Raw genomic sequence first — 8782 nt, forward strand, 5'->3', positions numbered from 1 at the left:
GGCGGGCGGGGCGCTTACGCGTTGGCGAGCTTGGCGGCGGAGTCGGCGTCGACGCACGCCTGGATGACGGCGTCCAGCTCTCCGTCGAGCACCTGGTCCAAGTTGTACGCCTTGAAGCCGACGCGGTGGTCCGAGATGCGGTTTTCCGGGAAGTTGTACGTCCGGATCTTCTCGGAGCGGTCGACGGTACGGACCTGGCTGCGGCGCACGTCGGAGGCCTCCTGCTCGGCGGCCTCCTGGGCGGCGGCGAGCAGGCGGGACCGCAGGATGCGCATGGCCTGCTCCTTGTTCTGGAGCTGGCTCTTCTCGTTCTGGCAGGAGGCGACGACACCGGTCGGCAGGTGCGTGATGCGGACGGCGGAGTCGGTCGTGTTGACGGACTGCCCGCCGGGCCCGGAGGAGCGGTAGACGTCGATACGCAGGTCGTTGGCGTGGATCTCGACGTCGACCTCCTCGGCCTCCGGCGTGACGAGCACGCCCGCGGCGGAGGTGTGGATGCGGCCCTGCGACTCGGTGGAGGGCACGCGCTGCACGCGGTGCACGCCGCCCTCGTACTTCATCCGGGCCCAGACGCCCTGGCCGGGCTCGGTCGCGCCGTTGCCGCCCTTGGTCTTGACGGCGACCTGGACGTCCTTGTAGCCGCCGAGTTCGGACTCGGTGGAGTCGATGATCTCGGTCTTCCAGCCCACGCGCTCGGCGTAGCGCAGATACATGCGCAGCAGGTCGCCGGCGAACAGGGCGGACTCGTCGCCGCCCGCGCCCGCCTTGATCTCCAGGAGCACGTCCTTGTCGTCGCTGGGGTCGCGCGGGACGAGGAGGAGGCGGAGCTTCTCCGTGATCTCCTCGCGCTGCTTCTCCAGCTCCTTGACCTCGGCGGCGAAATCGGGGTCGTCCGCGGCGAACTCGCGGGCGGTCTCGATGTCGTCGCCGGTCTGCTTCCAGGCCCGGTACGTGGAGACGATCGGGGTCAGCTCCGCGTAGCGCTTGTTCAGCTTGCGCGCGTTGGCCTGGTCGGCGTGGACCGACGGGTCGGCGAGCTTCTTCTCGAGACCGGTGTGTTCACCGATCAGTTCCTCGACCGCCTCGAACATGCGGGGGCTCCTGGTTGGTCTGAAATCTGCGGGCCTGCTGGAGGGCGTACTGCCCGGTGGGTGTCCTGCGGGGGTTCCCCCGGGCACCCGACCGGAAAAAACGCCGGTTCCGACGCCCCCGGAAAGAGGGCGCCAGGAACCGGCGCAGTGGCTCGCTACTTGCTGGCGGAGCCGGCAGCCTTGCCGAAGCGGGCCTCGAAGCGGGCCACGCGGCCGCCGGTGTCGAGGATCTTCTGCTTGCCCGTGTAGAACGGGTGGCACTCGGAGCAGACGTCGGCACGGATGGTGCCGTTGTCGATGGTGCTCCGGGTGGTGAACGACGCACCGCAGGTGCAGCTGACCTGCGTCTCGACGTACTCGGGGTGGATCTCGCGCTTCAAGGTGTCTCCTAGTTTCGGGAGGGCGCCGGGTCGTCCGCGCGGATTTGCGGGGCCGTGAACCGGGGCCGACGTACCAGTCTGCCAGGACCGGCCGTATCTCCCAAAACCGGGGCCGGAGCGCAGGTATTCCCCGACCGGCCGCGCACGCAGGGTGACCGGTGGGGCTACTCGACGACCTTGTCGGCGTCGCCCTTGTCGCCGGCCGACTTCTCGGTGGCTGAGGCGGGGATCGGCCGGTCGTTCTTGAGGGCGGCCCAGACCTGCCGGCCGGCCTTCTCCTGGGGCAGGACGCGGTTCGGGTCGGCGGGGTCGTACTCCACGGGCAGGGTCACCATGTGGACGTTGTCGGCGCCGAGCCCCTTGAGTCCGTTGGCGAAGCCGGTGAGCTTCTTGACGGAGCCGAGGCCGGAGTCGGTGGTGACGGCCTTGGTGGCGGCGTCCGCGAGACCGTAGAGCTTCTTGGGGCTGGAGAACACCCCGACGCTCTTCGCCTGCTCCATGAGCGCCTTGATGAACGCCTGCTGGAGCTGGATGCGTCCCAGGTCGCTGCCGTCGCCGACGCTCTTGCGGGTACGGACGAGCCCGAGGGACTCCTCGCCGTCCAGGGTGTGGGTGCCGGGCTCCAGGTCGAGGTGGCTCTTGGAGTCGTCGATCGCGGTCTTCGTGGTGATCTCGACGCCGCCGAGCTCGTCGATGAGCTTCTTGAAGCCGGTGAAGTCGACTTCCAGGTAGTGGTCCATGCGGATGCCGGACATCGACTCGACGGTCTTCACCGCGCAGGCCGGCCCGCCGACCTCGTAGGCGGTGTTGAACATCGCCCGGTGCTCGGCGGGGACCTGGTCGCCGGTGGTGTCGCTCTCACAGCCGGGGCGCTCGATCAGGGTGTCGCGCGGTATCGAGACGACGCTCGCGGACTTGTGGCCCTTGTCGACGTGCACGACCATCGCCGTGTCGGAGCGGGCCGCGCCCTCGTCCTCGCCGTACTTCCCGTTGTCACCGGAGCGCGAGTCGGAGCCCAGCACCAGGATGTCCTGCGAGCCGTCGTCCACGTCGTCGGGACGGTCGGTCCCGAGCTTGGCGTCGATGTCGATGCTGGAGAGGTTGCCGTCGAGCGCCATGTAGGCGTAGCCGAGACCGGCCCCGCCGACGACCACGACCCCCGCCACCGTCCAGGCCGCGACGACCTTGGCACGGTGCCGGCGGGTCGGCTTCCTCCGTCGGCTGCCGGTGCCGCGTATGCGACCCGTGCTCCTGCTCTGCTCGCTCACGCGTCTCCCTCGTCACTCCTGTTGCCCGTCTGCCCCCTGCCGTGGTGGTCCACGCCCGGTCGGCCTCTCCTGGTGGGACGGCCGAAGCACCAAGAAGGGTTGCATACACGCCTGTGGCCCCCGTCCGGGGACGGGGGCCACAGGCCTTACGGGCGTACGAGCCGTGAGGCGGCGTTCACCTGGGGTTTCGCGCTCCCTACAGCGATCGTGCGGGCTGCTGCGCGGCCGTACGGGATGTGGTCAAGGTCTCGGGCGGGCCGAGGTCAGCCGAAGAGGTTGTAGTTGTTGGCTCCGGTGCCCAGCAGCTTGCGGGCGCCGAAGATGTCGCTGTCGGACTTGCCGGTGCCCGGGTAGAGGTACAGCTCCCCGGTCTTCACCCGGACGATGATGTCCGCGTGGCCGTCGCCGGTGAAGTCACCGGTGGTGACCAGGGCCGTGGCCACGTCCCAGGTCCGGACGAGGACCTTGGGCGCGAACGGGGCGCTCGCCTTGCCGGTGCCCTTGAAGAGGTACATCTTGCCGCCGCTGCCGCGGGCGATGATGTCGGCCTTGCCGTCGTTGGTGAAGTCGCCGCTGCCGCGCACCATGTTGAAGTTCAGGCCACCGCCGCCGATCTTGGTCCGAGCGGCGAAGGTGCCGTTGCCCTTGCCCGGGTACAGCCAGAAGCCGCCGGAGGAGTCGGTCGAGAGGATGTCCGGGTGGCCGTCGCCCGTCAGGTCGCCGGGGGCGAGGATCTGCTTGCGGGTGCCCCAGCCGGTGGCCAGCTGCTTGACGTTCCATTCCGCGGACGCCGGGCTGTACCACTGCCAGTACAGGTTGCCGTCCTGGCCGCGGATCAGGAGGTCCTGCTCGTCGTCCCGGTTGAGGTCGGTCTGGAGCAGGACGTTGATACCGCCCCAGTCGTCACCGAACTCGTTCTTCTTCATCCCGCTGCCCGTCGAGGCGAAGAGGTACAGGTCGTTGTCGGACGCATTGCGCGCGACGAGGTCCGCACGGTGGTCGTAGGTGGGATTCGTGTCGTAGGCCCGCGCGTTGACGGCGGGAGCGTACGTGGTCATCTTGGCGAAGACGCTGTACGCGCCCTCTCCGACGCAGTCCTCGATGCCCCACGACACGATGCCGGCCAGCTTGCCGCCGATCACCAGCGGGCCGCCGGAGTCACCGTTGCACGACCCGGTGGTCTCCGCGTCGGTCGCACCCGTCTTGCCGGCGCAGACCATGTGGCCCGCCACGAAGTAGTTGCTGCCGTACGAGTCGCGGCATGCCGCGTCCGAGACGATCGGGATCGTCGCCGAGCGCAGGGTCGTGGAGATGTCGTCGCTGGCCGAGGTCGTACGGCCCCAGCCGTAGACCTTCGCCTGCGTGCCCGGCGCGTAGAGCGCGGTGTCGGTGTTCGACGCCAGGGGCAGCGGCTTGGCCGGGAGGACGCGGTCCACCGTCAGCACGGCGATGTCGTTGTCGGCCGCACCCTCGTTGTCCCGGTAGAGCGGGTGGCTCCACTGGCGGTAGGGCAACGCGACGAACTCGGTGTCGCTCGGCTCGATGGAGGCGTTGCCGACCGCGACGACGCCGTACTCCCCCCAGTTGTAACCGTCCACGCAGTGCGCGGCCGTGGCGATCTTCGTGGGCGCGATGACCACGCCGCCGCAGAAGAAGCCGGTGCCGTCCGGGGCGGAGTACCAGAGCTGCGCCATCCACGGCGCGGCGGAGATCGGCGTCGGCGTACCGCCGATGACCATCGGCGTGGGTGTGGGGCCGTCGCCCCGGGAGAACTCGGCCGGCGGAAGCGCCTTGCGCTCGGCCGCCGCGGCTTCGGCGATCCGCTCACGCAGCACCGAGTCGGGCGGGGAGACGGGCCGTTCGGCAGCTGCCGCGGACAGCGACGGCGACGGCTCCTCCGCCTGGGAGGTGGACATCGTCAGCGCGGTGCCGACGAGGGCGAGAACGGTGACGGCCGCCCCCGGGACGGCGAGTCTGAGCCGGCGCGCGTGCCGGCCCCCCGTGGTGCGTATGTGCACGCGGTGATCCTTCGGATAGGAACCGGCGGCACGGAAAAGCCCCGCCGGTCGGGATACGGCGGGGATGCGTGAACTGCGCACAGCGCAGGGCGGATCACCGCAGGGCTCACGCCTCTGCTGTTCCGCCTCGATGGCCCCCCACCTCAACTGGCCCAAATATTACGTGAGTAACAACGGCAAGGGAATGTGCAGAGAAGGAAAAGAAGAAGAAAAGGGAACCAGGGAGACGGAAAAAGGCTCTGTCCCCTCACCTCGGTGAGGGGACAGAGCCTTTTGTACCGCTGAGCCCGGTCAGTCGTTGCCGTTTCCGCTGCCCGGCGTCGTCTTCTGGATCTGGAGCAGGAACTCCGCGTTGGACTGGGTCTTCTTCATCCGGTCCAGGAGGAGTTCGATCGCCTGCTGCTGGTCGAGCGCGTGCAGCACCCGGCGCAGCTTCCAGACGACGGCCAGCTCGTCAGTGCCGAGCAGGATCTCTTCCTTACGGGTTGAGGACGCGTCGACGTCCACCGCCGGGAAGATGCGCTTGTCCGAGAGCTTCCGGTCGAGCTTGAGCTCCATGTTGCCGGTGCCCTTGAACTCCTCGAAGATCACCTCGTCCATGCGCGAGCCGGTCTCGACGAGCGCGGTGGCCAGGATGGTCAGCGAGCCGCCGTCCTCGATGTTGCGCGCGGCGCCGAAGAAGCGCTTCGGGGGGTACAGCGCGGTCGAGTCGACACCACCGGAGAGGATGCGGCCGGAGGCCGGCGCCGCGAGGTTGTACGCGCGGCCCAGACGGGTGATCGAGTCGAGCAGGACGACCACGTCGTGACCCAGCTCCACGAGACGCTTGGCGCGCTCGATGGCCAGCTCGGCGACGGTGGTGTGGTCCTCGGCGGGACGGTCGAAGGTCGAGGAGATGACCTCGCCCTTCACCGACCGCTGCATGTCGGTGACCTCTTCCGGACGCTCGTCGACCAGGACGACCATCAGGTGGCACTCGGGGCTGTTGACCGTGATCGCGTTGGCGATGGCCTGCAGGATCATGGTCTTACCGGTCTTCGGCGGGGCCACGATGAGGCCACGCTGACCCTTGCCGATCGGGGCCACCAGGTCGATGATCCGCGTCGTCAGGATGTTGGAGTCGGTCTCCAGGCGGAGCCGGTCCTGCGGGTAGAGCGGGGTCAGCTTCTGGAACTCCGGGCGGCCGCGGCCGGACTCCGGCGCCATGCCGTTGACCGAGTCGAGGCGGACCAGCGCGTTGAACTTCTCGCGCCGCTCGCCGTCCTTGGGCTGGCGGACCGCGCCGGTGACGTGGTCGCCCTTGCGCAGGCCGTTCTTGCGGACCTGGGCGAGCGAGACGTACACGTCGTTCGGGCCCGGCAGGTAGCCGGAGGTCCGGATGAACGCGTAGTTGTCGAGGATGTCCAGGATGCCCGCGACGGGGATCAGGACGTCGTCGTCGGCGACCTGCACATCGCCGGCGAAGTCGTCGCGGCCACGGCGGCCACGGCGGTCACGGTAGCGCCCGCGACGGCCGCGACGGCCGCCCGCCTCGTCGTCGAAGTCGTCCTGCGGACCGTTGTCACGGTTCTGCTGGCCCTGACCGCCCTGGCCCTGACGCTGCGGGCGCTGCCCGCCGCCGCCCTGCTGGCCCTGGTCGTCGCCCTTGCCGCGGCGGTCGCGCTGACGCTCGCGGCGGCCCTCACGGTCGCCGCGGTCCCGGCCCTGGCGGTCGCCGCGACGGCCCTCGGCCGTGTCGGAGGCCGCCTCGGCCTTGGCGTCGCCCTTCGGCTCGGCCCGCTCCTCGGTCTTCTGCTCGGCCTGGGGCTCCGCCTTGGCCTTGACCTCGGTCTTCGCCTCGGTCTTGGTGTCGGGGCTGCCCGCCTGCGCGGTCGCACGACGGCGACGACGCTCGCCCGCGGGCTGGTCGTCGCTGGCCGGCTGACCGGGGATGTCGATCTGCTGCTGGGCGGCCGTGTCCTTCTCGGCGGCGGCAGCGGCGCCCTCGTCCCCGGTGCGCGCCTTCGAGGTCGCGCGGCGCTTGGGCTTGCTCTCCGCCTCGGCGGGGGCCTCTGCGGCCTTGGAGGAGGTCTTGGGGGCGGCGGATCCGCCACCCGCTTGCGCCTCCTTGATGACCTCGATCAGCTGGCTCTTGCGCATCCGCGCGGTGCCCCTGATGCCGAGGCCGGACGCGACCTGCTGCAGCTCGGCCAGGACCATGCCGTCAAGGCCGGTGCCGGAGCGGCGGCGCCGTGCGGTGGTGCCAGTGGCAGCACCTTCGGCGGGCGCGGCGCTGTCGACGTTCTTGTCGGCAGTGACGCCCATCAGATCGGTGGTGTCGCTCACGAAGGGTCCTTCCCTGGAGCGGACGTCGGCCTTCTGGCTCGGCGACCGGTTGTGCTGTCCGACTGCGGTCTGTTGATCTTGCTGGATCGCGGACCTTGCCGGGGCGGTGGTCCGCCGGGTACGGCGGAGAGATGAACGTGCGGGGTCCGGCGCGAGATCCCCCTGCTCGGCCCACTCCTGGACGAGCGAGGGGTGTCGTGCCGGTTCCGGAGCGTGCTCGAAACTGCTCAGGCAGGCTGCTCAGGCAGTTGGGGAGGCTCCCGGAAGAATGGTGGTCCCGGAGGGGGACACGAAGCAACGCGCCTCAAAGACGTCGGTTGCAGACTTGAGGTTAACACTACCGGCTCCAACAAACATTCCCCCTCTCGCTCACCGGTAATCACATGCGGTTACGCGGCCAGCGGCAGCACGGTGGCGCCCGTGGCGTCGAGGGCCAGCCGATTCGCCGCCCAGCCCTCCCCCGCCAGTCGGGCGACCTTGTCGGCCGAACCCTCCTCCGTCAGCGCGAGAACCGTGGGCCCCGCGCCGGAGATGACCGCGGGCACGCCGTCGGCGCGCAGTCGGTGCACCAGCTCCACGCTCTCCGGCATGGCCGGGCCGCGGTACTCCTGGTGGATCCGGTCCTCGGTGGCGGCGAGCAGCAGCTCGGGGCGGCGGGTCAGGGCCTCGACGAGCAGGGCCGCCCGGCCGGCGTTGAGCGCCGCGTCGACGTGCGGGACGGTGCGCGGGAGCAGGCCGCGCGCCGTCTCGGTGAGCACCGGACGCCCGGGTACGAAGACGACGGGCACGACGGAGTCGGCGGGGTCCATCCGGATCGCGCGGGCCGCGCCGCCGTCCATCCAGGCGAGGGTGAATCCGCCGAGCAGACAGGCCGCGACGTTGTCGGGGTGCCCTTCGATCTCGGTCGCCAGCTCCAGCAGGGCCGCGTCGTCGAGGCGGGCGTCGCCGCCGGTCGTCACGGCGCGGGCGGCGACGATCCCGGCGCAGATGGCGGCGGAGGAGGAGCCGAGGCCGCGGCCGTGCGGGATGCGGTTGGCGCAGACGATCTCCAGCCCGCGGGGCTGGCCGCCGAGCAGGTCGAACGCGGTGCGCAGGGAGCGCACGAGCAGGTGGCTCTCGTCGCGGGGCAGGCTCTCGCTGCCCTCACCTGCGATGTCGATGTGCAGCCCGGAGTCGGCGACCCGGACGACGACGTCGTCGTACAGCCCCAGCGAGAGGCCCAGGGCGTCGAAACCCGGGCCCAGGTTGGCGCTGGTGGCGGGGACGCGCACCCTGACGGCGGCGGCTCGGAACGCGGGACCGGCCATCGGTCGGACCACTCCTTGTAAGGCGGCGGGGATGCAGTGCGGTGGATCTGCGGCGGCGGGGTCTGCGGGGACGGGCGGGACACAGTGCGCACCGGGACGTACAGGGGATCCGGTGGCCCGCCCCGTGTTCGCCCACGACGGCTGCCGTACCGCAGCGGACCGTCGGGCGGGTGTCGGGCGGATGGGGTACAGCTTATCGAAGGAAGGTTCTGTCGCGACATAGGGCGCACAGGAGGCGCACGATGCGTGTCGCCCGCCTCCTATGCGCTCTCCGCCCCGAAAGGGGGCGGTTGAGCTGGGTTGTCACGGTTGACGGGGTGGCGTCGCCACATCTGCGGGGTGGCGCTGCCCCGGTCGACAGGGCGGCGTTGCCACGATCGGTTGCCCCTGGGC

At 70.3% G+C, this 8782-nt stretch carries 6 protein-coding genes; all 6 read right to left on the reverse strand.

Annotated elements, in window-relative coordinates; genetic code table 11:
- Window positions 1-14: 14 nt before the first annotated feature.
- The 6 genes from prfA to thrB all read right to left on the reverse strand — a co-directional run bounded on the left by prfA (window position 15) and on the right by thrB (window position 8389).
- Complete coding sequence (gene prfA, locus ACFWM7_RS11515; RefSeq protein WP_383258375.1) at window positions 15-1091, reverse strand: peptide chain release factor 1; 1077 nt, start codon at window positions 1089-1091, stop codon at window positions 15-17.
- A gap of 155 nt (window positions 1092-1246) precedes the next feature.
- Window positions 1247-1471: a 50S ribosomal protein L31 gene (rpmE, locus tag ACFWM7_RS11520; protein WP_356748002.1), complete on the reverse strand. Its 225-nt coding sequence runs from the start codon at window positions 1469-1471 to the stop codon at window positions 1247-1249.
- Between the two features lie 164 nt (window positions 1472-1635).
- The gene (locus ACFWM7_RS11525; RefSeq protein ID WP_383258378.1) at window positions 1636-2739 is read right to left on the reverse strand and encodes an LCP family protein; all 1104 of its coding nucleotides are present in this window, start codon (window positions 2737-2739) and stop codon (window positions 1636-1638) included.
- Window positions 2740-3002: 263 nt separating this feature from the next.
- Window positions 3003-4757 carry a trypsin-like serine protease gene (locus tag ACFWM7_RS11530; RefSeq protein WP_383258380.1) on the reverse strand — a complete coding sequence of 585 codons (1755 nt, stop codon included), beginning with the start codon at window positions 4755-4757 and terminating at the stop codon, window positions 3003-3005.
- A gap of 291 nt (window positions 4758-5048) precedes the next feature.
- Window positions 5049-7082, reverse strand: a complete 2034-nt coding sequence (gene rho / locus ACFWM7_RS11535; RefSeq protein ID WP_383258383.1) for a transcription termination factor Rho — start codon at window positions 7080-7082, stop codon at window positions 5049-5051.
- 389 nt (window positions 7083-7471) lie between these two features.
- Entirely contained in the window at window positions 7472-8389 is a 918-nt protein-coding gene (gene thrB, locus ACFWM7_RS11540; protein ID WP_383258384.1) for a homoserine kinase, read from the reverse strand.
- Between the last annotated feature and the right edge of the window lie 393 nt (window positions 8390-8782).

The organism is Streptomyces sp. NPDC058375 (assembly GCF_042723425.1).
Taxonomy (GTDB): domain Bacteria; phylum Actinomycetota; class Actinomycetes; order Streptomycetales; family Streptomycetaceae; genus Streptomyces; species Streptomyces durocortorensis.

Coding starts and splice junctions, on each gene's coding strand:
- prfA (WP_383258375.1), bottom strand. CDS start 1,091: ATGTTCGAGGCGGTCGAGGAACTGATCGGTGAACACACCGGTCTCGAG.
- thrB (WP_383258384.1), bottom strand. CDS start 8,389: ATGGCCGGTCCCGCGTTCCGAGCCGCCGCCGTCAGGGTGCGCGTCCCC.